A 22,310-nucleotide genomic window follows, 5' to 3' on the forward strand; every position below is an offset into this window, starting at 1 on the left:
TCACTCCCCGGGCCGGTCGGCATCGGCAGCGGCGGCGAGCAGGCCCTGGAGGTGTGCGCGGGCCGGTGCCAGCAGGGCGGGCAGATCGGGCGCGTCGGGGTGCCAGCGCTTCTCGTACTCCCAGCACAGCCAGCCGCCGGCGCCCTGGTCGTAGGTGCCCTCGGGGGCCGGCACGGGGCCATGGGGCGCACCGGGGCGCTCGCCGAGCGTGGCCAGGGCGGCTCCCAGCGGCAGTACCCCGGCCCCGAGCGGCACCGGAGCGGTGTCCTGTGCCGAGGCGACGTCCTTGACCTGGACATAACCCAGATGGGGGGCGAGCGCGGCATGCGTGTCGGCCGGCCGCTCGCCGCCGAGCCAGCTGTGCAGCACGTCCCAGAGCGCGCCGACGTTCCGGTGCCCCACCGGCCCCAGGACGCGGGCCGCGGCGGCGCCCGTGCGGTGCGAGTCATGGGTCTCCAGCAGGACCCGGACGCCCCGCTCGGCCGCCAGCGGCGCCACCGCGGCGAGCCGCCGGGCGGCATCCGCATCGGCGTCGACCGCCGGGCGGTCACCGCCCCCGGGGAACACCCGGACGTATGGCGCCCCCAGGTCCGCGGCGAGCAGCACCAGCTCGGCCAGCTCGTGCGCCAGCTGCTCCTCACCCGCCGCGTCCCGGGCCGCGGCCACCTGCGCGTACCCGGCCACGGCCAGGACGTCCACCCCCGTAGCGGCGAACTGCTCGCGCACCGCGGCTCGTTCCCGCAGCCCGATCCCGGTGTGCACCGGCTCCTCCGGATGGGCACGCAGCTCCACCCCCTGGTACCCGGACTCCACGGCCAACGCCAGTACCTCGGCGACCGGCATCCCCGGAACCCCGAGGGTGGAGAACGCGTAGCGCATCGCCGGGGTGCCGCCGCCGGTACCGCCGTCCGCGTCACCGGTCCGCGCCGGGCCGTGCGAGCTGCCGTCCATGGTCCGCTCCTCTCCGTCACACACCGGCGCCTGTTGCCCGTGTACGCGTACCCCTTCCCCGCGCGACGCCGTCCACCATCACGGGGCACGAGGGGGTGAGGAGCGAAGAGAGACGGGCGGCGGGCGACCTGCGGCGGGCGGCCCGCGGCGGGCGACGGGTGAAGAACGCCGGGGCAACGAGGCACCGGGGCAACGGGGTGCCGGCGTGATGGCGGCCGGGGCGACCGAGCGTCAGGGTGACGGTGTGAAGGGAGCGAAGCCAACGGCGGCGGGTCCTTCGCGCGCCGGTGCCCGGCTCCCTCCTCAGAGCGCCAACCGCCAGTCCTGGCCCCTCAGGTCCTGGCCGAAGCTGTGGTGCGGCGACTCGCCGACCAGCTCGAACCCGGCCTGCTGATAGATGCGGCGGGCCGCGTCGAGTACGGAGTTGGTCCACAGCACCAGCTCCCGATAGCCCGCGTCCCGGGCGAACTCCACACAGGCGTCGACGAGGTGGCGCCCCACGCCGTGCCCCCGCGCCCCCGGCTCCACCAGCAACAGCCGCAGCCGAGCGACCCCCGGTCTGCCGTCCCGTACGCACATCACCGCGCCCACCCGTTCGCCGCCCAGCTCGGCTATCCAGGTGTGGTCCCACCGCGGGTCGAAGGACTCGGCGTACTCCGCGACGATCCGTGCCACCAGTGCCTCGTAGCGCAGATCGAAGCTGTACTCGGCGGCGTAGAGGGTGGCATTGCGCTCGACCATCCAGCCGAGGTCCCCGGGCCGTGTGGTGCGCAGGGTGACCCCGGAGGCAGGGGAGTCCCCCGGGAAGCGTCCAGCAGATCCCGCAGATCCAGCAGGTCCAGCAGATCTCAGAGATCCTGCAGATCCCGCAGATCCCGCAGATCCCGGAGCTCCCTGCGGGGAGTCCTCCCCCGTGCCCTCCGGGGCGCCCTCCGCCCCCTTCTCGAGCAGGGTGCGGAGGGTCCGCATCGCGTCCACCAGGCGGGCCCGGTCGGCCGCCGGGAGGTGCTGGAGCAGCGTCCCCGCCGCGTCCTGTGAGCGCTCCTCCAGCAGGCCGGCCGCCTCCCGGCCGCCCTCGGTCAGGGTGATGCGCTGGCGGCGCGGGTCCTCGTCGGACTTGCCGCGGCTGATCAGCTCGCTCCGCTCGAACTTGCCGAGCAGCCGGCTGAGGTAGCCGGCGTCCAGCGACAGTGAGAGCCGCAGGTCCGCGGCGTCCACCCGCTCGTGGTGGGCGAGCTCGTAGAGCACCCGGGCCTCGGTGAGCGTGTAGGGCGTGTAGAGATGCCGGCCGTAGTCGAGCGCGCCGATCAGGTTCGTATAGAAGCGGTTGAATCTGCGTAGCTCACGGACGTCGGCCCGGGCGTCGGTGGTGGCGTCGGACGTGCTGCCGGAGGCGCTGCCGGACGCCGCGCCGCCCAGGGCGCCAGCCGTTGCTCCGACTCTTGCTCCGGATCCGGTCCCCGTGGTCATCGTCGACCCCCCTCACCCTTGACTGAGTCAAGGATACGTCGCCGTGGCCGCCCACGCACCCCCTTTTCCGCCCGAGGTCGCGCAGTGCGGCGCACGCCCCCGGCGCGCCCGCGGCGTCGGCCGCTCCGCCGGGGGCACCGTCATCCCCTACTCCCCCTGATTGCCCCCTTGTTGGCGCCTCGTCGCGCAAGCTAGCGTCCCCGCGGAGAGCGCCTGCGGCCCATATAGGCCCCTTGCACCTCACCTCACCGCACCCACCCAGGCGCGCCAACCGCCAGCACCCCGCCAGCACCCCGCCAGCTCCCCGCCAGCACCCCGCCATCGCACCTGCCATCGCACCCCGCCCCGCCGCGGGCGAGAGAGGCCGGGCCATGACACGCAGGACCGTACGCATCGCCATGAACGGCGTGACCGGACGCATGGGACACCGTCAGCACCTGGTCCGCTCCCTCCTCGCCCTGCGCGAACAGGGCGGCCTCGCCCTGGCCGACGGCACCGTCATCTGGCCGGAGCCGGTGCTCGTCGGCCGCAGCCCGGACAGGCTGCGCGCGCTCGCCGAACGCCACGGCCTGGAGAGCTGGAGCTGCGACCTCGACGCGGTCCTCGCCGACGACACCCTCGACATCTACTTCGACGCACAGGCCACCACCGCCCGCGCCGCAGCCGTCAGGAAGGCGATCGCCGCCGGAAAGCACCTCTATGTGGAGAAGCCCACCGCCGGCGACCTCGCCACCGCGCTGGAGCTGGCCCGGCTCGCCGAGGAAGCGGGCGTCAAGAACGGCGTCGTCCAGGACAAGCTGTTCCTGCCCGGTCTGCGCAAGCTCCGCCGCCTCGTCGAGGGCGGCTTCTTCGGCCGCCTCCTGTCCGTACGGGGCGAGTTCGGCTACTGGGTCTTCGAGGGCGACTGGCAGCCCGCGCAGCGCCCCTCGTGGAACTACCGCGCCGAGGATGGCGGGGGCATTGCGGCCGATATGTTCCCGCACTGGGAGTACGTCCTGCACGAGCTGTTCGGGCCGGTCAGAACCGTCCAGGCGCAGCTGTCTACCCACATCCCGCGCCGTTGGGACGAGGCGGGCGCCCCCTACGAGGCCACCGCCGACGACGCCGCCTACGCCGTCTTCGGCCTGGACGGCGGCATCATCGCGCAGATCAACTCCTCCTGGGCGGTGCGGGTCCACCGCGACGAACTCGTCGAGTTCCAGGTGGACGGCACCGAGGGCTCGGCCGTCGCCGGGCTGCGCCACTGCCGCATCCAGCACCGCTCCGCCACCCCCAGGCCGGTCTGGAACCCGGACCTCCCGGTGGCCGGCTCCTTCCGCGACCAGTGGCAACAGGTGCCCGACAACACCGACTTCGACAACGGGTTCAAGGCGCAGTGGGAACTGTTCCTGCGGCACGTCGTGTGCGACGAGCCCTGGCGCTGGGACCTGGCGGCCGGCGCCCGCGGCGTCCAGCTCGCCGAACTGGGCGTGCGCTCCTCGGCGCAGGGCCGCCGGCTGGCTGTGCCGGAGCTGCCCCGGTGACCGCGCCGGCGCACCCGCCCGCCCCCGGGGGGCCACGACTGCGCGCCCGTACCGTCTTCGCCGCCGCCCATGTGGTCGCCGATCCGCTCGCCGACACCACCCCGGATGGCCCGCCCGCCCTCGACTGGGACGCCACCCTCGCCTTCCGGCACCACCTGTGGTCGCACGGCCTGGGCGTGGCCGAGGCGATGGACACCGCCCAGCGCGGTATGGGCCTGGACTGGGGCACCGCCGCCGAGCTGATCCGGCGCTCCGCCGCCGAGGCCCGGGCGGTCGGCGGCCTGCTCGCCTGTGGGGCGGGCACCGACCAACTGCCGCCCCACGGGGGCACCTTGGCGGACATCCGGGCCGCCTACGAGGAGCAGCTCGGGCTCATCGAGGGCGCCGGGGCCCGGCCCGTCCTGATGGCCTCCCGGCAGCTCGCCGCGGCCGCCACCGGCCCGGAGGACTACCTGGAGCTCTACGGCCACCTCCTCCGGCAGGCCTCCGGCCCGGTGATCCTGCACTGGCTCGGCCCGATGTTCGACCCGGCGCTGGACGGCTACTGGGGCAGCGCGGACCCCGACACCGCCACCGAGACCTTCCTCCGGATCGTCCACGCGCATCCCGGCAAGGTGGACGGCGTCAAGGTCTCCCTCTTGGACGCCGGCCGCGAAGTACGGCTGCGCCGGCGGCTGCCGGGGACCGTGCGCTGTTACACGGGTGACGACTTCCACTACCCCGAACTGATCGCCGGCGACGACCACGGCTTCAGCCACGCCCTGTTGGGCATCTTCGACCCGCTCGCCCCTTTGGCCGCCGCGGCCGTGCGCCACCTGGACACCCCCGGCCCCGAGGGGGCCACCGCTTTCCGAGCCGCCCTGGACCCGACGGTGGCGCTGTCCCGCCACCTGTTCCGGGCGCCCACCCGCTACTACAAGACCGGCATCGTCCTGCTGGCCTGGCTGGCCGGCCACCAGACGCACTTCACCATGGTCGGCGGTCTGCAGTCGGCGCGTTCGCTGCCCCATCTGCGCCGCGTCCATGAACTCGCCGACGGGCTGGGCCTGTTCCCCGACCCCGAGCGGGCCGCGGCCCGGATGCGCACCCTGATCGCGCTGCATGGTGCGGACCCCACGAGGAGGGACACCCCCGTATGAGCCCCCGCACCCCACGGTCCGCAGCACCGTCCCCGCTGCCGCCCCCACCGCCGGACTCCGATGCCCTCCTCGCCCGTCTGAGCCTCAACCAGGAGACCGTCCGCCAGTGGACGCTGCCCGAACTGGCCGACGGCTGCGCACGGGCGGGCGTACGGGGTGTGGGCCTGTGGCGCGCACCGGTCCGGCAGTACGGGGTGGCCGCCGCCGCCCGGCTGATGCGGGACGCCGGGCTGCGGGTCACCAGTCTGTGCCGCGGAGGGTTCGTCACCGCCCTGGACCCCGGTGAGCGCGCGGCGGCGCTGGACGACAACCGGGCGGCCCTCGACGAGGCCGCCACCCTGGGGACGGACACCCTCGTCCTGGTCTCCGGCGGACTGCCGGCCGGCAGCCGGGACCTGGTCGGCGCCCGGGAGCGGATCGCCGACGCGCTCGCCGAACTGGCGCCGTACGCCGCGGAGCGGGGCGTCCGGCTCGCCGTCGAACCGCTGCACCCGATGTACGCGGCGGACCGCTGTGTGGTCTCCACCCTGGCGCAGGCACTGGACCTCGCCGAGCGGTTCCCCGCCGACCAAGTGGGCGTGGTCATCGACACCTACCACCTGTGGTGGGACGACACCGCCGGCCCCCAGATCGACCGGGCCGGCGGCGGCCCCCGGGGCCGCGGCGGTCCGCGGATCGCCGCCTTCCAGCTGGCCGACTGGGTCACCCCGCTGCCCGAGGGTGCCCTCCTGGGCCGCGGGCAACTGGGCGACGGATCGGTGGACCTGCGGTGGTTCCGCGCCCGGGTCGAGGCGGCCGGCTACCGGGGGCCGATCGAGGTGGAGATCTTCAACCCCGCCTTGTGGGCGCGGGACGGCGGTGAGGTGCTGGCCGAGGTCGTGGACCGCTTCCGCACCCACCTCGGGTGAGAAGTGACCATCGCACTTCCGGTGACGGGGGAAGAACTCTGCGTCGAGGTGCAACCGTTGGCCGCCCCCGGAGGTCATAGCTGACGCTGGTCCCGCAAGGGGGAGGGACCCGGGGGGGGATCCGGGACCGGCGCGGAGGGGGAATCGAGGGGCCCGAGCATCGGACGGGCCCCTCGATGGTGCCTCCGACGGCGATCCGCGCCGGGCCCGGCCGGCTCTCCGGCGACCTGCCGCCCGCCGCCCGGGAGCCGTCTCCCCGGCGCACTGTCGTACCCCGGCGGTACCGTCGTGGCATGGTCAACACAGCCGTGATGGAAGGGGTCCTGGAGCGGATCACCTACGCCAACGAGGACAACGGCTACACCGTCGCACGGGTCGACACGGGCCGGGGCTCGGGCGACCTGCTGACCGTCGTGGGCGCGCTGCTGGGCGCGCAGCCGGGGGAGTCGCTGCGGATGGAGGGGCGCTGGGGCTCCCATCCGCAATTCGGCAAACAGTTCCAGGTGGACAATTACACGACGGTGCTGCCGGCCACGATCCAGGGCATCCGTCGCTACCTGGGGTCCGGCCTGATCAAGGGCATCGGCCCGCGGATCGCCGACCGCATCGTCGAGCACTTCGGCACCGACACCCTCGACGTCATCGAGCAGGAGCCCGGGCGCCTGGTCGAGGTGCCGGGCCTGGGCCCCAAGAGGACAAAGCTGATCGGCGCGGCCTGGGAGGAGCAGAAGGCCATCAAGGAGGTCATGGTCTTCCTCCAGGGCGTCGGCGTGTCCACGTCCATCGCCGTACGGATCTACAAGAAGTACGGGGACGCCTCGATCTCCGTCGTCCGCAACCAGCCCTACCGCCTGGCCGCCGACGTCTGGGGCATCGGCTTCCTGACCGCCGACCGGATCGCCCAGTCCGTCGGCATCCCGCACGACAGCCCGGACCGGGTCAAGGCCGGGCTGCAGTACGCGCTGTCGCAGTCCACCGACCAGGGCCACTGCTTCCTGCCCGAGGAGCAACTGATCGCCGACGCGGTGAAGTTGCTCCAGGTGGACACCGGCCTGGTCATCGACTGCCTGGGGGAGCTGGCCGCCGATCCGGAGGGGGTGGTGCGCGAGAAGGTCCCGGCGGGCGAGGACGGCACCCCCGTCACCGCCGTCTATCTGGTGCCCTTCCACCGCGCCGAGATCTCCCTCGCCGGGCGGCTGACCCGGCTGCTGCGGACGGACGAGGACCGGATGCCGGCGTTCCGGGACGTCGACTGGGACAAGGCGCTGACGTGGCTGGCGCGCCGCACGGGCGCCGAGCTGGCGCCCGAGCAGCAGGCGGCGGTGCGGCTGGCGCTGACGGAGAAGGTCGCGGTGCTCACCGGCGGACCGGGCTGCGGCAAGTCCTTCACGGTCCGGTCCGTGGTCGAGCTGGCGCGCGCCAAGAAGGCCAAGGTCGTCCTGGCGGCGCCCACCGGCCGGGCGGCCAAGCGGCTCTCGGAGCTGACCGGTGCGGAGGCCTCCACCGTTCACCGTCTGCTGGAGCTCAAGCCCGGCGGGGACGCCGCCTACGACGCCGACCGGCCGCTCGACGCCGATCTGGTCGTGGTCGACGAGGCATCCATGCTGGACCTCCTGCTGGCCAACAAGCTCGTCAAGGCGGTGCCGCCGGGCGCCCACCTGCTCCTGGTTGGCGACGTCGACCAGCTGCCGTCCGTCGGGGCCGGCGAGGTGCTGCGGGACCTGCTGGCCGGGAGCGGGGCCGCGCGAGCGGAGTCCCCCGGAGCGGAGCCAGGGGGAGCGTCGGACCGTACGGAGTCCGGGAGGGCTTCGGACCGTACGGAGTCCGGCGGAGCGTCGGGGAAGAACGGCGGCCGGGTGGCGGGTGGGACGGTGCCCGCGGTGCGGCTGACCAGGATCTTCCGGCAGGCCCAGCAGTCGGGCGTGGTCACCAACGCGCACCGGATCAATTCCGGCGTGCCGCCCCTGACGAGCGGGCTCGCGGACTTCTTCCTCTTCGCGGAGGAGGACAATGAGGAGGCCGGGCGGCTGGCCGTCGATGTGGCGGCCCGCCGCATCCCGGCGAAGTTCGGCCTCGACCCGCGCCGGGACGTCCAGGTGCTGACCCCGATGCACCGCGGCCCGGCCGGTGCCGGCGCGCTGAACGGCCTCCTCCAGCAGGCCGTCACCCCCGCCCGCCCCGACCTGCCCGAGCGGCGCTTCGGCGGCCGGGTCTTCCGCGTGGGGGACAAGGTCACCCAGGTCAGGAACAACTACGAAAAGGGCCGCAATGGCGTCTTCAACGGGACGGTCGGGGTGGTCACGTCCCTGGACACGGTCGAGCAGCGGCTGACGGTGCTCACCGACGAGGACGAGGAGGTCCCCTACGACTTCGACGAACTCGACGAACTCGCACACGCCTATGCCGTGACGATCCATCGCTCGCAGGGTAGTGAGTATCCAGCGGTGGTGATTCCGGTCACCACAAGTGCCTGGATGATGCTCCAGCGCAATTTGTTGTATACGGCCGTGACCCGGGCAAAGCGCCTGGTGGTGCTGGTCGGCTCCCGTAAGGCCCTCGGGCAGGCCGTACGCACGGTATCCGCCGGTCGGCGGTGTACGGCGCTGGCTCACCGGCTCGCCGGAGCGATGTGATGTCACTCCTCTTTCCCAAACGGGGCGAAGGGGAGCAGGATGGGGCGCTGACGCGGCACTGAGTGCCGCGATGAGGCCCTATGGCCGACCCCGAGTGCACATCCAAGGTCCAAATGGGGGAAGGTATAGGCAGTCAGGGCACCTCGAAGAAGAGGCACAACGTCGGTGAGGGATGACGTGAGCGACAACTCTGTAGTACTGCGTTACGGGGACGGCGAATACAGCTACCCGATCGTCGACAGCACGGTCGGCGACAAGGGCTTCGACATCTCGAAGCTGCGCGCCCAGACCGGTCTGGTGACCCTGGACTCCGGTTACGGCAACACCGCGGCGTACAAATCCGCGATCACCTATCTCGACGGTGAGCAGGGAATTCTTCGTTACCGCGGGTACCCGATCGAGCAGCTCGCAGAGCGCAGCACGTTCGTCGAGACCGCGTACCTCCTCATCAACGGCGAGCTGCCCACCGTCGATGAGCTGGCGAACTTCAAGCAGGACATCACCTACCACACCCTGCTCCACGAGGACGTCAAGCGCTTCTACGACGGCTTCCCCCGGGACGCCCACCCGATGGCCATGCTGTCGTCGGTGGTCAGCGCGCTGTCGACGTTCTACCAGGACAGCCACAACCCGTTCGACGAGAAGCAGCGCCACATCTCCACGATCCGGCTGCTGGCCAAGCTCCCGACGATCGCCGCGTACGCCTTCAAGAAGTCGGTCGGCCACCCGGTCGTCTACCCGAGCAACGACCTCGGGTACGTCGAGAACTTCCTGCGGATGACCTTCTCGGTGCCCGCCGCCGACTACGAACTCGACCCGGTCGTGGTCAGCGCCCTGGACAAGCTGCTGATCCTGCACGCCGACCACGAGCAGAACTGCTCGACCTCCACCGTCCGCCTGGTGGGCTCCTCGCAGGCGAACCTCTTCGCCTCGATCTCGGCCGGCATCAACGCCCTGTGGGGCCCCCTGCACGGCGGCGCCAACCAGTCGGTGCTGGAGATGCTGGAGCGCATCCAGCGCGAGGGCGGCGACGTCGACGCCTTCATCCGCAAGGTGAAGAACAAGGAAGACGGCGTGAAGCTGATGGGCTTCGGGCACCGCGTCTACAAGAACTTCGACCCCCGGGCGAAGATCATCAAGGCGGCGGCGCACGATGTCCTCTCCGCGCTCGGCAAGTCCGACGAGCTGCTGGACATCGCCCTCAAGCTGGAGGAGCACGCGCTCTCCGACGACTACTTCGTCTCGCGTAAGCTCTACCCCAACGTCGACTTCTACACCGGCCTGATCTACCGGGCCATGGGCTTCCCGACCGAGATGTTCACCGTGCTCTTCGCGCTCGGCCGGCTGCCCGGTTGGATCGCCCAGTGGCACGAGATGATCAAGGAGCCCGGTTCCCGCATCGGCCGCCCGCGGCAGATCTACACCGGCGTCATCGAGCGCGACTTCGTGCCGGTCGAGCAGCGCTGACCAATCGGCCCCGAAAGGGCCACCACCGGCCGCTGTGCCGCCCCTGGGGTGGTGGGCCGCCGGACTGGGCCGCCGCCCCTCCTGGGCCGGCGGCCTTATGGCTTTACGGGCGCGCCGGACGGCTTACGGGCGCGCCGGCTCGTGCGGCCGGTGTGTGCGTGGCCCCCGGCCGGGTGCATGCGTGGCCGCCGCTCGGGTCGTACGACGTGGCGGGTCGCTCGGGTCGTACGACGTGGTCGGCCCTCGGTGGGCGCACGGGTCGTCGACCGGTGGTGCGCGGGCGGACCGCCGCTGCGCGCACACGAAAGCGCCCCGCCTCCGGATCCCCCCACGGGTCCAGAGAGCGGGGCACTTCCTTTTCCCGGTTGGATTCCCCCCACGGGATCCGTCCGGGCGCTCAGGGTCGCACCGCGCTCTGCCGGGACGCGCACATCGGGAGGGCCGCTCAAAGCTCCCCGGGCACGTCGCCCCGGCCACGCGTTGCCGCGCACGATCCCCCAAGATCTGCACGGCCTGTGCTGTGCAAGCGCCGTCGAAGCGCTTGCACTGCACGGTTAGACTCGCGACCCCCCTCAATGGTTACGTTCCCATGAGTGTGATCTGCGTCTCTTGCCATATGAGGGCGAATGCGGTCAAGGGGCGCCATCTGGAGATCGCGTACCAGGGGTATGGGTGTTGCGCCCCAAGGTGGGGGTGTTGTGTCAGTTGTAAGTGATGTGTGAAAGTCCGCCGCCTTGGGCGGCGCGGCGCTGGGTGGTCAGACCGCCTGGCCCACCAGTTCGTAGCCGGCCTCGTCGATGGCGGCGCGCAGGGCTTCCTCGTCCAGGGGCGCCTTGGAGGTGACGGTCACCAGGCCGGTGGTCGCGACCGCCTGCACCGAGCTGACACCGGGAATCTCGCCGACCTCGGACACCACCGCACCCTCGCAGTGCCCACAGGTCATCCCGGTCACCCGGTACGTGGTGGTCACCTCGCCGACCTGGACGTCGGTGTCGCCGGAGCCGCAGGAGCCTTCCGGGGTGCAGCAGGAGCTGTTCTTGGTCATGGGGGATTCTCCTTGGTGCCTGTGGTGCGTGAGATCTGTGCGTGGTGCCGATGATGCCTCGGATGCCCGGCGCGCGGGCGCCAGGTGTACGAGTGTCGGGCGTCGGACGTCGGGTGCCGGGGTTGGGTATCAGGCGTTGGGTGTTGGTGCCTGAGTGCCTGAGTGCCTGAGTGCCTGAGTGCTCGATGGGCGTGTGCGGCTCATGTGACTTCCGGCGCCCTTGAATCGGTGCCACTTTATACCCCTAGGGGGTATGTGCCAACCCTCCGCCCCTGGATCGCGTTGCCACGTCCTCCCGCCCGCGTCAGCCTTGGGGGTACGGACTCGGGGGCGGATCCGAGGAGGCGGCCGGATGGACGTACTCGCCCTCTACGGCCTGCTGGTGCTCACGACGCTGCCGCCGCTGGTCCCCAACTCCGCGCTGCTGGTCTCCGTCGGGGTGCTCGCCTCCCAGGGGCAGCTCTTCCTCCCGCAGGTCCTGCTGCTCGTCGCCGGCAGCGCCCTGTTCGGGGACCTGCTGATGTATCTGGCCGCGCGGCGGTTCGGTGCGCCCGTGCGGCGCTGGATGCGACGCAATCCCCGCCGCCGGGCGCTGTTGGACTGGACCTCGCAGCACATCCAGCGTTACGGCGTCCCGTTCGTGATCGCCGTGCGGTTCCTGCCCAGCGGCCGCATCGCCGGGGCGCTGGCCTCCGGGGTGCTGCGCTACCCGCTCCGCAAGTACGCGCTCGGCGCCGGTATCGCCGAGCTGACCTGGGCCACCTACTCCGTCGGCCTCGGCTACCTCGGCAGTGCGGCGGCCCATGACCGGCTCTATGCCGCCGGTGTCGGCCTGGGGGTCTCCTGTGCGGTCGCCGCAGTCGGGGTGGTGATCCAGTGGGTGGCCCGGCGGCGTGCGCTGCGGGAGCGGTCGGAGCGGTCGGAGCGGCCGGAGCGGCCGGCGGGGGGCGGTGAGCGGGACGGCGAGCGGGACGGCGAGAGCTGCGGCGACCGGGCTGCGGGCACCGGCGTCGGTCATTCCTCCGCGCGTGATTACGCAGAGTGATGGGTGGGTAGGTTTCCCGTGTCAGCGGAGGAGGTTGAGGCTGGACAGTGCGGTGAAGAGGAGCACCAGCTGGTTGAAGAGAACCTGATGGATGCGGTGCACCAGAGCCCGCCCGACGAGCGCGCCGACGGGCACGGCGAGCAGCAGCACCGCATCCAGGGCGAGCGCATCGGGAGTGATCAGCCCCAGCCCGATGCTGAACGGCAGCTTGAAGAGATTGATGAGGAGGAAGAACCACGCACCCGTCCCCAGGAACCCGAGCATGGTGAAGCCCGACGAGAGGAGGTAGAGCGACATCGCGGGGCCGCCCGCGTTGGCGACCATGGTGGCGAAACCGGCGACCAGTCCGAAGGACACTGTGTGCGCAGGCCGAAGGCGCCCGGCCGCCACACCCGTGTCCGGCGCGCCGTCCCTGTCTCGCGCGTCGTCCGTGTCCCGCGCGTCGTCCGTGTCCGGGTCGGCGTTCGTGTCCGGGCCGGCGCTCGCGTCCGGGTCGGCGTTCGTGCCCAGGCCGGGGCTGGTGTCAGGGCCACGGTCCGTGTGTGGCCCAGCGCCCGTGTCCGGTCCGGTGTCCGATTCCGGTCCGGTGCCTGTGCCGGTGGCAGTGCCCGTGCCGGATGCGATTGCGGTGCCCGTGGGGGAAGTGCCGGTGGCCGGGGGAGCGTTGGCGACGGGGACATCGTCGGTGGGTGACGGGCTCGGAGCGTGATCGGGGCCTGGGCCGGTGGCCGGGGAGTCGTGGGCGACCGGTGTGCCCGGTGCCCCCTCGGGGCCGGGGGCGAGGGGCCTTGCGCTCGCGGCTGTGGCCGCCACAGTGGCTGCGTCCACCGCGCCGGCTGGCCGCCGGCGGTGCCGTACGCCGCGCGTCCCGAGTCGATGCCGTACGCCGTGAGTCCCGCCTCGATGTCGTACGCCGCGAGTGCCACGTCGATGCCGTACGCCACGGGTCCCAGCTGGGGGCCGTACGGGCCCATGAGGACGGCGTCGCACCGAGCCCCGGTGGCGCCATAGGTGGTGCAGCACGATCGTCAGCAGCAGGCCGCCGATCGTGCGGCGGATGACCGCGTCATCGGCCACGGCCACGAACCCCACGCCCAACAGGACACCGGCCGCGACCGACGGCATCAGCCGCATCAGTGCGGACCGGTCGGCGTGCTTCCGGTAGGCCCGGACGGCCAGCACGTCCCCGGCCAGGAGTAGGGGCAGCAGGGTGCCGGTGGATTCTTTGGCGGGCAGTACGGCGGCGAAGAGGGCGACGCTCAGCGCGCCGACACCGCTGATGGCGGTCTTCGAGACCCCCACCAGCAGCGCGGCGACCAGCAGGACGCCCAGCGATCCGGCGTCGAGGTCGGTCATCCGCCGGAGGTCGTCGGACCGGCCGTGTCCCGTACCTCGGCCAGGGTGACCGGCGCGCCGGTCCGCCGCGAGCGCTCGCAGGCCTCGGCGACGTAGAGCGCCTCCAGCGCGTCCGCCGGCGTGCACGGGCTCGGCGTACGGCCCGCGGCGACCTCGGTGAAGCGGCCCAGTTCGGTGACGTACGCGTCATGGAAGCGCTCCATGAAGGAGTCGTACGGGTCCGCGGCCTGCCGCCAGGACAGCTTCGGCTCCGCGGAGGGCAGCGGCGCACGGTCGTCCAACCCCACGAAGCGGGCGCCCTCGGAGCCGCAGACCTCCAGTCGGACGTCATGGCCCGCGCCGTTGTAGCGGGTCGCGGTGACGGTCGCCAGGGTGTCGTCGTCGAAGCGCAGCAGCGCCGCACAGGTGTCGACGTCGTCGCCGTCGGCGAAGAAGGGCGCACCGCGGTTCGCCCCCTGGGCGTAGACCGACACCACCTCGCGGCCGGTGAGCCAGCGCAGGATGTCGAAGTCATGGATCGAGCAGTCCCGGAACAGCCCGCCGGAGGTGGGGATGAACGCGGCGGGGGGAGGGGTCCGGTCACTGGTGCAGGCCCGCAGTGTGTGCAGCCAGCCCAGCTCGCCGGAGCGCAGCGCCTCCCGGGCGGCGCGGTACCCGGCGTCGAAGCGGCGCTGGAAGCCGATCTGTACCGGGACGGAGCCGGCCCGCGTCCGTTCCACGACGCCGAGGGTGCCCGCTACGTCCAGTGCGACCGGCTTCTCGCAGAAGACCGGCACCCCGGCATCCAGCGCCTGGTGGATGAGCGCGGCGTGTGCGCTGGTCGCGGCGGTGATCACCACCCCGTCTAGGCCCTCGGCGTACATCTCCGGGATGCCCGCGGCGGCCCGTACGCCAAGGGTGTCCGCCAGCGCCACGGCCCGCACGGTGTCGGCGTCCGCCACCACGAGATCGCTGACGCTGGGGATGCGCTGCAGGGTCCGGGCGTGGAACGCGCCGATGCGCCCGGTGCCGATGAGGCCGATCTTCATGCTGGGTCCTTCCACGGGAGGGGGAGGCAAGCGAGGCGAGAGAGGCAGGAGAGGCAGGAGAGGCGAAAGGGGCAGGAAGGGGGAGGGGCTGCCGTACCCCGGCGCGGCGCTGGAAGTTTGGGGGCCGGGGAGAGGGGTGGGGCGGGGCCGGGGGGAGCGGGGGACGCCGGGGCGCTGGCCGGGGCGGTGGCCGGGCCTGCGGTCGGCCGCCGGAGGGCGGGCGGGGAGTGGAGCGAGCAGAGATTGGAACGGTCCAATTCTTCGTTCCCGCACCCTGCATGTCCAGATGTCTGGATGTCAACCCCTCTGGGGCGAGGGGGCTCGCGTGCGGGGTGGATGCCAACAGCTTGCCTGTAGTGGGGCCGCGGCGAGGTTGTAGCGGGTCCACGGCGAGGCCCCGTAGCGGGTCCATGGCGAGGCTCCCTAGCGAGTTCCCTAGCGGGCGCGGTGTGCGGGCGGTGTGGGGGCGATCGATGCGTTGACGTCGGTCTTGAGCCGGTGGAAGGATTTCCGTTCATGGAACGGTCCAACGAGCGGCCACAAGAGCGGTCCCATGAGCGGTCCCATGAGCGGTCCCAGGAGCGGCCTCCGACCATCCGGGGCGTCGCCGAGCGCGCCGGCGTCTCCAAGTCACTGGTGTCGCTCGTGCTGCAGGGCTCGCCGCGGGTCAGTGAGGCCAAGCGACGGGCCGTGCTGGACGCCATCGACGCGCTGGGGTACCGGCCGAACGCCGCCGCCCGCAGCCTGGTCGCGCGCCGTACGCACACCGTCGGCGTGCTGCTGAACGATATGCGCAACCCCTGGTTCGTCGAGGTCCTGGACGGCCTCAACTCCCCGCTCCAGGCGCACGGCCTGCGGATGCTGATGGCCGACGGCCGGCTCGACCGGCGGGCCGGCCAGGACTTCGCCCGGACCTTCCAGGAGCTGCGGGTGGACGGCATCGTCGTTGTCGGCACGCTGCCCGACCCCGACGGGCTGGCCGAGGTCGCCGAGCGGCTGCCCACCGTCATCGCGGGCAACCACGAACCCCGGCTGCCGCACGTCGACATCGTCGCCAACGACGACGAGCGGGGCGCCCGGCTCGCCACCGAGCACCTCATCACCCTGGGCCACCGCAGGCTCGCCCATATCGCCGGGCAGGGCGTGGTCGGCGCGCTGCGCCGACGCGGCTTCGAGGCCGCGGTACGCGACCACGGCTGGGAGGACACTGCCGTCGTCGCGAACGGCGACGGCACCGAGGAGGGCGGCTACCGGGCCGCCGTGCGCCTGCTCAACCCCGCGCGCGGCGCCGAACGCCCCACCGCCGTCTTCGCGTTCAACGACATCTCCGCCATCGGCGTGCTCTCCGCCGCGCAGGAACTGGGGCTCGACGTGCCCGCCGACCTCTCCCTCGTCGGCTACGACAACACCTACCTCGCCCGTATCCGCCACCTCTGGCTGAACTCGGTCAACAACGCCAGCCATGAGGTCGGCCGCCGGGCGGCGCGCTGTCTGCTCGACCGGATGGACCGGCCCACCGCCCCGGCCGACCGGCAACTCGTCGCCCCGGAGCTGGAGATCAGAGGCTCCACGGCCCCGCCCCGGCCGGCCCGCCCCGTGTGACCTGCCCGGCCTACCTGCCTGACTGCCCCGTACGGCGCGCCGCCGCGCGCTACACCGGCCCGCCGCCGCCCCGCAGTTCGCGGTCCACCGCCCTCAGCAGCGTCAGCAGCATCCGGTTCAACGGTGTGGCGATGCCGTGCCGTTCGCCCGCCCTGACCACCGCACCCGTGAGGAACTCGTGCTCCATCGGCCGTCCGGCGAGGCGGTCGTAAAGCATCGAGGAGCCGCCGCCCGGGGGCGCCTTGGCGTATAGCTCCAGCGTCCGGGTGATGTCCTCCGCGCCGATGTGCGCCCCCTCGGCGCGTGCGACCTCGGCCGCCTCCCGCAGCAGATCGCGGCTCAGCGCCGCCACCTCGGGGTCGGCGAACACCTCCATCCGCTGCTGGAGGAGGGCGGTGAGGGGGTTGGCCGCGAGGTTGGTGAACAGCTTGCGCCACACGGCGGTGCGGAAGTCCGGGACGGGGTGCACCTGCAGACCGCTGCCGGCCAGCAGTGCGGCGAACCGGTCGGCCAACGGCCCTTCGGGGACGTGCAGTTCGCTGGCCACGTGGTGCCGGACCCGGCCCGGTGCGGTGCGCTCGGCCGAGATGTAGACGACGGTGGGGAGGACGGCCGTGCCCGGGGGAACCAGCGGCGCCACCCGCTCCTCCTGGCCGATGCCGTTCTGGAGCACCACCACGGTGGTCCCCGGGGCGCACAGCCGGCGCAGCCACCCCTGCGCACCCGCGGTGTCCTGTGCCTTAGTGGTCAGCAGCACCCAGTCGACCGGTGTCACCTGCGCCGGGTCGGTCGCGATCCGTACCGCCGCGGCCCGGTCCGTGCCGTCGCTCTCGATGGTCAGGCCGGCCAGCGGAGTGCGTACGCACAGGGTGACGTCCAGCCCGGCCCAGTGGGCGAGGGCGGCGGTGTAGCCGCCGATCGCACCGGCACCGATCACCGCCAGCCGGGCGGGCGCTGCGGCCCGGTATTCCTGGGGCATACCACGATCGTAGAGCGGCCCGGGCGGATGGAGCGGGTGGAGCGGGCGCGGCGCCGCACGCCGCCGCACACCGTGCCGGACGCCGTCGGGCCCCGGTGCCCGCGCCCGGTGGAGGCGCGGGCACCGGGGCCCGAGTGACGGTTGCGGGCGGGGCGGCGTCAGCGTCGGCCGCGCTGGCCGGGCCGCTGGGCCACCCACGCTCTGACCGTGTCGGCGTACCAGTACGGTTTACCGCCTTCCACCAGGTCCGGATCCGGAAGCAGCCCGTGCTTGCGGTACGAACGCACGGTGTCCGGCTGCACCTGGATGTGCGCGGCGATCTCCTTGTACGACCAGAGCCTGCGGTCGGTCATCTCTGCCACCTCCTGAGCGCCGTACGCAGGGTCGGTCCGGGGGAGCCGGACGGGTGCCGCGTACGGCCTGTGATCACTCACCCTGTGCCTGGACAACGACACGGAGTGACCGCCGGGGAGGGGCTGTTGATCGGCTGTGACGGAAGACCCGCGTAACGGTGACAGCTGTGACGCGGGACGGACGGCTGTGACAGGGGTGGAACGGGGCGGCAGGAGCGGGCGGGGATGCGCACCGGCGGTACGGGGTAGCGGACGGAACCGGGACCGCGCCGCACCGGCCGCGTCCGCTACCGGGACCGCACCGCACCGACCGCTTCCGCTACCGGTACAGCGCCGGCCGCTCGATCAGCTCCACCGGGACCCGCTCGCCGGTGGCCTGGGCCCGTACCCCGGCCTCGCAGACCGCGGCCGCCGCGTAACCGTCCCAGCAGCTGGGGCCCTCGACCTCGCCGCGCCGGGTGGCGTTCACCCAGAGCTGCACCTGCCGGTCGTAGGCCTCCTCGAAGCGCTCCACGAAGCCGGGGACGATCGAACCGCCCCACCGGCCACCGCTGTTGACGAACACCCCGTGGTCGTCGCCGATCCGGGCGGTGCCGCCCTCGCAGACCGCCTCGCAGCCGACCTGGTAGCCGAAGCCGCAGTTGACGAAGATCTCGGTGTCGACGATCTGACCGCCGGTGGTCTCGAAGAGCACCAGCTGCGGGTCGCTGAGGCCCTCGGGCGCGTTCCCCGTGGGCGCCGGGCGCAGCACCCGCACGGCCGTGATCTCCTCGTCCAGCAGCCAGCGCGTGGTGTCGATCTCGTGCACCACCGAGTCGTTGATCATCATCGCGTTGGTGAAGCCGGGCGGGGTGTCGGCGTTGCGGTGCCGGTTGTGCAGCATCAGTGGACGGCCGTAGGCGCCCCGGTCCAGGTAGGACTTGAGGGTGCGGTAGTCCGCGTCGTAGCGGCGCATGAAACCCACCTGGACGCGGCGGTGGCCCAGCGCCTGCTCGGCCTCCAGGACGCGCAGCGCGGAAGCGGCGTCCGGGGTGAGCGGCTTCTCGCACAGCACGGGCAGGTCGCGCGCGAAGGCGCCCAGCAGGGCCGCCTCGTGCGCGGGGCCCGGAGAGGCGATCAGTACGGCGTCCACCGCGGGGTCGTCCATGGCGGCGGCCGGGTCCGTGTAGGGGGTGCACCCCTCGATGCCGTCGGCCAGGTGCTTGACCCGGGCCGCGTCGATGTCGGCCACCGCCGCGACCCGGGCGCCGCTGATCACCTCGTTGATCCGGCGCACGTGGTCCGCGCCCATCCGGCCGGTCCCGATGACCGCCACACCGAGCGTCCCGGCCGTCCCGAGCGTCCCGTGGGAAGGAGTCATGTCGTCCTCACGTTTTCGTGTGCTGCTGAGTGACGTAGGTGCTGCTGAGTGGCGTACTGCCGAGTGCGAACCCGCGCCCGGCCTCGGGGCCGGCGCACCGGGGCCCGTGCCGGGTGGATCAGGCCCCGCAGGAGCGCAGGAAGCGCCGGGTGCGCTCGGCGATGGGGTAGGGCTGGTCGGGCGGGCAGGGGTACATGTCCTGCTCGACGATGGCGAAGAGATCGACGTCCAGCTCCTGGGCGGCCTCCAGGACGGGCGGTAGCGCGGGTACACCGAGCGGCGGTTCGCACATCACGCCCTGCTGGACGGCCGGGCCGAAGGGGGTGCCCTTGGCGATGACGTCGCGGAGGATCTCCGGGTCGACCTGCTTGAGGTGGAGGTAGCCGATCCGCTCGCCGTAGGTGCGGATCAGCTTGACGCTGTCGCCGCCGCAGTAGGCGTAATGGCCGGTGTCCAGGCAGAGGTTGACCAGGCCGGGGTCGGTGACGTCGAGGAGCCGCTCGACGTGCTCCTCGGTGTCGATGTGGGTGTCGGCGTGCGGGTGCACGACGATCTGCAGCCCGAACTCGTCCTGCACCCGCTTGCCCAGCCGCTCCATGCCGGTGGTCAGGTGCTTCCACTGCTCGACGGTCAGTTCGCGCGGTTCGAGCTCCTCGGCGGTCTTGTCGTCCCGCCAGAAGGACGGGATGACGACGAGGTGCCGGGCGCCCATCGCCTGGGTGAGGGTGGCGACCTCGGAGACGTGCGCCCAGGTCTTGTCCCAGACGGACGGGCCGTGGTGCATCGAGGTGAAGATCGTGCCGGCCGAGACCTTCAGGTTGCGGCGGGCGACCTCGTCGCGCAGGACGGCCGGGTCGGTGGGGAGGTAGCCGTACGGGCCGAGTTCGATCCACTCGTAGCCGGCGCGGCCGACCTCGTCGAGGAAGCGCTGCCAGGGGACCTGCTGCTCGTCGTTGGGGAACCACACTCCCCATGAGTCGGGGGCGGAACCGACCCGGATGCGGTCCAGGACGGGCGGGGCGGCATGGGGAACGGACATGCTGCGGCTCTCCTCTCGCCGGTCGGCGGTGACCGGGAGACGCGGGGTGGGTTGTGGGGCACAGCCTCTCGGTCGTCCCGGGGAGTGTCAAGACTTCGTCCTGACATAAGGACTTAAGGACTTTGAGGGGCGGGGTGGGGTCAGTGGGGGCTTGTGGGTAGGTGACGGGTGGTGGACAAGGGACGATTTATGACGGATGTCCGTGGTCGGTGGCCACTTCCTTGCGCTTGACGTCAGAATGTAAGGACAAACTATTGACAGGGTCTGATGCTCACCGCTAGACCTTTCCTCGGAGCCGGGGCCGTCGAACCCGCTGTGTCCGCCGGAACCGCCGTGTCCGCCGCACCCGCCGCATCCGCTGAGGCTGTCGACCCGTCGAAGCCGCTGTGCCTGGCCGACCCGAAGGGGCGTCTATGACCGAGCCGTACGACCTGATCACGATGGGCCGCCTCGGGGTGGACATCTACCCGCTGCAGACCGGAGTGTCGTTGGCGCAGGTGGAGACCTTCGGGAAGTTCCTGGGGGGCTCGGCGGCCAATGTCGCGGTCGCCGCCGCCCGGCTGGGGCGCCGTAGCGCGGTGATCAGCCGCACCGGGCGCGATCCGTTCGGTGACTACCTCCACCAGGCGCTGCGGGACTTCGGGGTGGACGACCGCTGGGTGACCCCGGTCGAGGGGCTCCCGACGCCGGTCACCTTCTGCGAGATCTTCCCGCCGGACGACTTCCCGCTCTACTTCTACCGTCGCCCGAAGGCTCCCGACCTGGTCATCCACCCCGAGGAGCTGGACCGGGAGGCGATCGCGGCAGCCCGGATCTTCTGGATCACCGGTACCGGGCTGTGTGCGGAGCCGAGCCGCAGCGCCACCCTCGCCGCCCTGGAGGCCCGGGCGAAGGCCGGGGCCACCGTCTTCGACCTCGACTGGCGGCCGATGTTCTGGGGCGGGGAGGGCGGCGCCTCCAAGGACGGCGGGGCGACCGGCGCCGCGGCGATGGCCACCGCCCGCCCGTACTACGAGGCCGCCCTGCGCCACGCCACGGTGGCCGTCGGCAACCTGGACGAGGCCGAGGTGGCGACCGGGCTGCGGGACCCCAAGGCCTGTGCGCAGGCGCTGCTGGAGCGGGGCGTGGAGCTGGCCGTCATCAAGCAGGGGCCCAAGGGGGTGCTGGCCGTGCACCGGGACGGGCGCATCGCGGAGGTGCCGCCCACGCCGGTCGAGGTGGTCAACGGGCTGGGGGCCGGCGATGCGTTCGGCGGGGCGCTGTGCCAGGGGCTGCTCGCCGGCTGGGACCTGGAGCCGATGATGCGGTACGCCAACGCCGCCGGCGCCCTCGTCGCCTCCCGTCTCGCCTGCTCCTCGGCGATGCCCACGGCCGACGAGGTCGAGGCGTTCCTGGCGGGGCGGTAGCGGATGACACACCTGAGGGTTCTCCCCGGCGGAGCCGACGGCTCCCGCGGGCCCCTGGACGGCCCCGTTCCCGCCCCCACCTGTGCACTCAAGAAGGTGAGTTGAGCCGTGACTCCTCGGATCAGTGACCTCGCGACGCTGCGGGCCCGGCACCCCGGAGCCGTCGCCGAGGCCGCCGCGCGGCGTACCCGACGCCCGCTCATAGGCGACAGCGGACGGCTGATGATCGTCGCCGCCGACCACCCGGCGCGCGGTGCGCTCGCCGTCGGTGACCGGCGGCTGGCCATGGCCAACCGCCTGGACCTGCTCGAACGCCTGGTGCTGGCGCTGTCCCGGCCCGGTGTGGACGGCGTGCTGGCCACCGCCGACATCCTGGAGGACCTGCTGCTGCTCGGCGCCCTCGAGGGCAAGGTCGTCATGGGGTCGATGAACCGGGGCGGCATCGCAGGGGCCTCGTTCGAGATGGACGACCGGTTCACCGGGCACCGGCCGGAGGACCTGGTCCGGCTCCGGTTCGACGCGGGCAAGCTGCTGCTGAGGATCGACTACGACGACCCCGGCTCGCTGACCACCCTGGAGACCACCGCCCGCGCCATCGACGCGATGGCCGAGCGGCACCTGCCGGTCTTCGTCGAGCCGTTCCTGTCCTCCCGGGTGGACGGCGCGGTGCGCAACGACCTCAGCCCCGAGGCGGTGATCCGCTCCGTGGCCATCGCCTCCGGCCTCGGCGGCACCTCCGCCTACACCTGGCTCAAGCTGCCGGTCACCGACGACCCCGAGGCGATGGCCCGGGTCTGTGAGACCTCCACGCTGCCGACGGTGCTGCTCGGCGGCGCCGTCGGCGGCACCGTTGCGGACCAGGAAGCCGCCTACGAGAAGTGGCGCAAGGCGCTGCGGCTGCCGACCGTGCAGGGCCTGGTGGTCGGCCGTTCCCTGCTCTACCCGGCCGACGGGGACGTCGCGGCGGCCGTGGACACCGCCGTAGGCCTGCTGTGAACACCGCGAC

At 72.4% G+C, this 22,310-nt stretch carries 17 protein-coding genes and 2 pseudogenes; 9 read left to right on the forward strand and 10 right to left on the reverse strand.

Annotation, left to right across the window (positions count from 1 at the left end):
* On the reverse strand, nt 1-879 hold the full coding sequence (locus tag AB0G84_RS00395) for a sugar phosphate isomerase/epimerase (protein ID WP_361315019.1): 879 nt from the start codon (nt 877-879) through the stop codon (nt 1-3).
* Nucleotides 880-1,254: 375 nt separating this feature from the next.
* Entirely contained in the window at nt 1,255-2,421 is a 1,167-nt protein-coding gene (locus AB0G84_RS00400) for a helix-turn-helix domain-containing GNAT family N-acetyltransferase (RefSeq protein ID WP_361313334.1), read from the reverse strand.
* Between the two features lie 371 nt (nt 2,422-2,792).
* On the opposite strand from AB0G84_RS00400, the gene AB0G84_RS00405 reads away from it, so the two are divergent.
* The 5 genes from AB0G84_RS00405 (at nt 2,793) to AB0G84_RS00425 (ending at nt 10,091) form a co-directional block, all read left to right on the forward strand.
* Complete coding sequence (locus AB0G84_RS00405) at nt 2,793-3,944, forward strand: Gfo/Idh/MocA family oxidoreductase (RefSeq protein WP_361313337.1); 1,152 nt, start codon at nt 2,793-2,795, stop codon at nt 3,942-3,944.
* The gene (locus AB0G84_RS00410; protein ID WP_361313340.1) at nt 3,941-5,083 is read left to right on the forward strand and encodes a dihydrodipicolinate synthase family protein; all 1,143 of its coding nucleotides are present in this window, start codon (nt 3,941-3,943) and stop codon (nt 5,081-5,083) included. The genes AB0G84_RS00405 and AB0G84_RS00410 overlap by 4 nt, the downstream gene beginning before the upstream one ends.
* Nucleotides 5,080-5,991, forward strand: coding sequence for a sugar phosphate isomerase/epimerase family protein (locus AB0G84_RS00415; RefSeq protein WP_361313343.1), 912 nt, complete (start codon nt 5,080-5,082; stop codon nt 5,989-5,991). Before AB0G84_RS00410 ends, AB0G84_RS00415 begins: the two co-directional genes overlap by 4 nt.
* 293 nt (nt 5,992-6,284) lie before the next feature.
* Nucleotides 6,285-8,624 carry an AAA family ATPase gene (locus AB0G84_RS00420; protein WP_361313346.1) on the forward strand — a complete coding sequence of 780 codons (2,340 nt, stop codon included), beginning with the start codon at nt 6,285-6,287 and terminating at the stop codon, nt 8,622-8,624.
* A gap of 177 nt (nt 8,625-8,801) precedes the next feature.
* A complete protein-coding gene (locus AB0G84_RS00425; RefSeq protein ID WP_361313348.1) occupies nt 8,802-10,091 on the forward strand; it encodes a citrate synthase in 1,290 nt (429 codons plus the stop codon).
* Between the two features lie 757 nt (nt 10,092-10,848).
* On the opposite strand, the gene AB0G84_RS00430 is transcribed toward AB0G84_RS00425, so the two are convergent.
* Nucleotides 10,849-11,136 (reverse strand): heavy-metal-associated domain-containing protein, encoded by a 288-nt coding sequence (locus AB0G84_RS00430; protein WP_361313350.1) that lies wholly within the window; start codon nt 11,134-11,136, stop codon nt 10,849-10,851.
* Between the two features lie 352 nt (nt 11,137-11,488).
* Between AB0G84_RS00430 and AB0G84_RS00435 the strand changes: the two genes are divergently transcribed.
* Nucleotides 11,489-12,181 (forward strand): DedA family protein, encoded by a 693-nt coding sequence (locus tag AB0G84_RS00435; RefSeq protein WP_361313352.1) that lies wholly within the window; start codon nt 11,489-11,491, stop codon nt 12,179-12,181.
* A gap of 21 nt (nt 12,182-12,202) precedes the next feature.
* On the opposite strand, the pseudogene AB0G84_RS00440 reads toward AB0G84_RS00435, so the two are convergent.
* The 3 genes and pseudogenes from AB0G84_RS00440 to AB0G84_RS00450 form a co-directional block, all read right to left on the reverse strand.
* A pseudogene (locus AB0G84_RS00440) lies at nt 12,203-12,538 on the reverse strand (TSUP family transporter); the annotation flags it as partial.
* A gap of 621 nt (nt 12,539-13,159) precedes the next feature.
* A pseudogene (locus tag AB0G84_RS00445) lies at nt 13,160-13,537 on the reverse strand (sulfite exporter TauE/SafE family protein); the annotation flags it as partial.
* On the reverse strand, nt 13,534-14,565 hold the full coding sequence (locus AB0G84_RS00450; protein ID WP_361313355.1) for a Gfo/Idh/MocA family oxidoreductase: 1,032 nt from the start codon (nt 14,563-14,565) through the stop codon (nt 13,534-13,536). The pseudogene AB0G84_RS00445 and the gene AB0G84_RS00450, both read right to left, overlap by 4 nt.
* A gap of 516 nt (nt 14,566-15,081) precedes the next feature.
* Here AB0G84_RS00450 and AB0G84_RS00455 point away from each other — a divergent pair.
* Nucleotides 15,082-16,167, forward strand: a complete 1,086-nt coding sequence (locus AB0G84_RS00455; protein ID WP_361313358.1) for a LacI family DNA-binding transcriptional regulator — start codon at nt 15,082-15,084, stop codon at nt 16,165-16,167.
* A 49-nt stretch (nt 16,168-16,216) separates the two neighbouring features.
* On the opposite strand, the gene AB0G84_RS00460 is transcribed toward AB0G84_RS00455, so the two are convergent.
* From AB0G84_RS00460 to AB0G84_RS00475, 4 genes are all read right to left on the reverse strand, one after another.
* Nucleotides 16,217-17,146 carry a 2-dehydropantoate 2-reductase gene (locus tag AB0G84_RS00460; protein WP_361313360.1) on the reverse strand — a complete coding sequence of 310 codons (930 nt, stop codon included), beginning with the start codon at nt 17,144-17,146 and terminating at the stop codon, nt 16,217-16,219.
* Nucleotides 17,147-17,304: 158 nt separating this feature from the next.
* The gene (locus tag AB0G84_RS00465) at nt 17,305-17,499 is read right to left on the reverse strand and encodes a MerR family transcriptional regulator (RefSeq protein WP_361313362.1); all 195 of its coding nucleotides are present in this window, start codon (nt 17,497-17,499) and stop codon (nt 17,305-17,307) included.
* A gap of 319 nt (nt 17,500-17,818) precedes the next feature.
* On the reverse strand, nt 17,819-18,859 hold the full coding sequence (locus tag AB0G84_RS00470) for a Gfo/Idh/MocA family oxidoreductase (protein ID WP_361313364.1): 1,041 nt from the start codon (nt 18,857-18,859) through the stop codon (nt 17,819-17,821).
* 118 nt (nt 18,860-18,977) lie between these two features.
* Nucleotides 18,978-19,898, reverse strand: a complete 921-nt coding sequence (locus AB0G84_RS00475; RefSeq protein WP_361313367.1) for a sugar phosphate isomerase/epimerase — start codon at nt 19,896-19,898, stop codon at nt 18,978-18,980.
* A gap of 413 nt (nt 19,899-20,311) precedes the next feature.
* On the opposite strand from AB0G84_RS00475, the gene iolC reads away from it, so the two are divergent.
* Together iolC and AB0G84_RS00485 are read left to right on the forward strand one after the other, a co-directional pair.
* Entirely contained in the window at nt 20,312-21,304 is a 993-nt protein-coding gene (gene iolC / locus AB0G84_RS00480) for a 5-dehydro-2-deoxygluconokinase (protein WP_361313369.1), read from the forward strand.
* Between the two features lie 108 nt (nt 21,305-21,412).
* On the forward strand, nt 21,413-22,300 hold the full coding sequence (locus AB0G84_RS00485) for a deoxyribose-phosphate aldolase (protein ID WP_361313372.1): 888 nt from the start codon (nt 21,413-21,415) through the stop codon (nt 22,298-22,300).
* Nucleotides 22,301-22,310 lie beyond the last annotated feature (10 nt).

Source organism: Streptomyces sp. NPDC020742 (genome assembly GCF_040641675.1).
Taxonomy (GTDB): Bacteria; Actinomycetota; Actinomycetes; order Streptomycetales; family Streptomycetaceae; genus Streptomyces.

What these genes read in the sequence shown, in the direction of transcription:
- AB0G84_RS00395 (WP_361315019.1), bottom strand. Translation starts at nt 879, where the DNA reads ATGCGCTACGCGTTCTCCACCCTCGGGGTTCCGGGGATGCCGGTCGCC.
- AB0G84_RS00400 (WP_361313334.1), bottom strand. Translation starts at nt 2,421, where the DNA reads ATGACCACGGGGACCGGATCCGGAGCAAGAGTCGGAGCAACGGCTGGC.
- AB0G84_RS00405 (WP_361313337.1), top strand. Translation starts at nt 2,793, where the DNA reads ATGACACGCAGGACCGTACGCATCGCCATGAACGGCGTGACCGGACGC.
- AB0G84_RS00415 (WP_361313343.1), top strand. Translation starts at nt 5,080, where the DNA reads ATGAGCCCCCGCACCCCACGGTCCGCAGCACCGTCCCCGCTGCCGCCC.
- AB0G84_RS00420 (WP_361313346.1), top strand. Translation starts at nt 6,285, where the DNA reads ATGGTCAACACAGCCGTGATGGAAGGGGTCCTGGAGCGGATCACCTAC.
- AB0G84_RS00430 (WP_361313350.1), bottom strand. Translation starts at nt 11,136, where the DNA reads ATGACCAAGAACAGCTCCTGCTGCACCCCGGAAGGCTCCTGCGGCTCC.
- AB0G84_RS00435 (WP_361313352.1), top strand. Translation starts at nt 11,489, where the DNA reads ATGGACGTACTCGCCCTCTACGGCCTGCTGGTGCTCACGACGCTGCCG.
- AB0G84_RS00450 (WP_361313355.1), bottom strand. Translation starts at nt 14,565, where the DNA reads ATGAAGATCGGCCTCATCGGCACCGGGCGCATCGGCGCGTTCCACGCC.
- AB0G84_RS00455 (WP_361313358.1), top strand. Translation starts at nt 15,082, where the DNA reads ATGGAACGGTCCAACGAGCGGCCACAAGAGCGGTCCCATGAGCGGTCC.
- AB0G84_RS00460 (WP_361313360.1), bottom strand. Translation starts at nt 17,146, where the DNA reads ATGCCCCAGGAATACCGGGCCGCAGCGCCCGCCCGGCTGGCGGTGATC.
- AB0G84_RS00465 (WP_361313362.1), bottom strand. Translation starts at nt 17,499, where the DNA reads ATGACCGACCGCAGGCTCTGGTCGTACAAGGAGATCGCCGCGCACATC.
- AB0G84_RS00470 (WP_361313364.1), bottom strand. Translation starts at nt 18,859, where the DNA reads ATGACTCCTTCCCACGGGACGCTCGGGACGGCCGGGACGCTCGGTGTG.
- AB0G84_RS00475 (WP_361313367.1), bottom strand. Translation starts at nt 19,898, where the DNA reads ATGTCCGTTCCCCATGCCGCCCCGCCCGTCCTGGACCGCATCCGGGTC.
- iolC (WP_361313369.1), top strand. Translation starts at nt 20,312, where the DNA reads ATGACCGAGCCGTACGACCTGATCACGATGGGCCGCCTCGGGGTGGAC.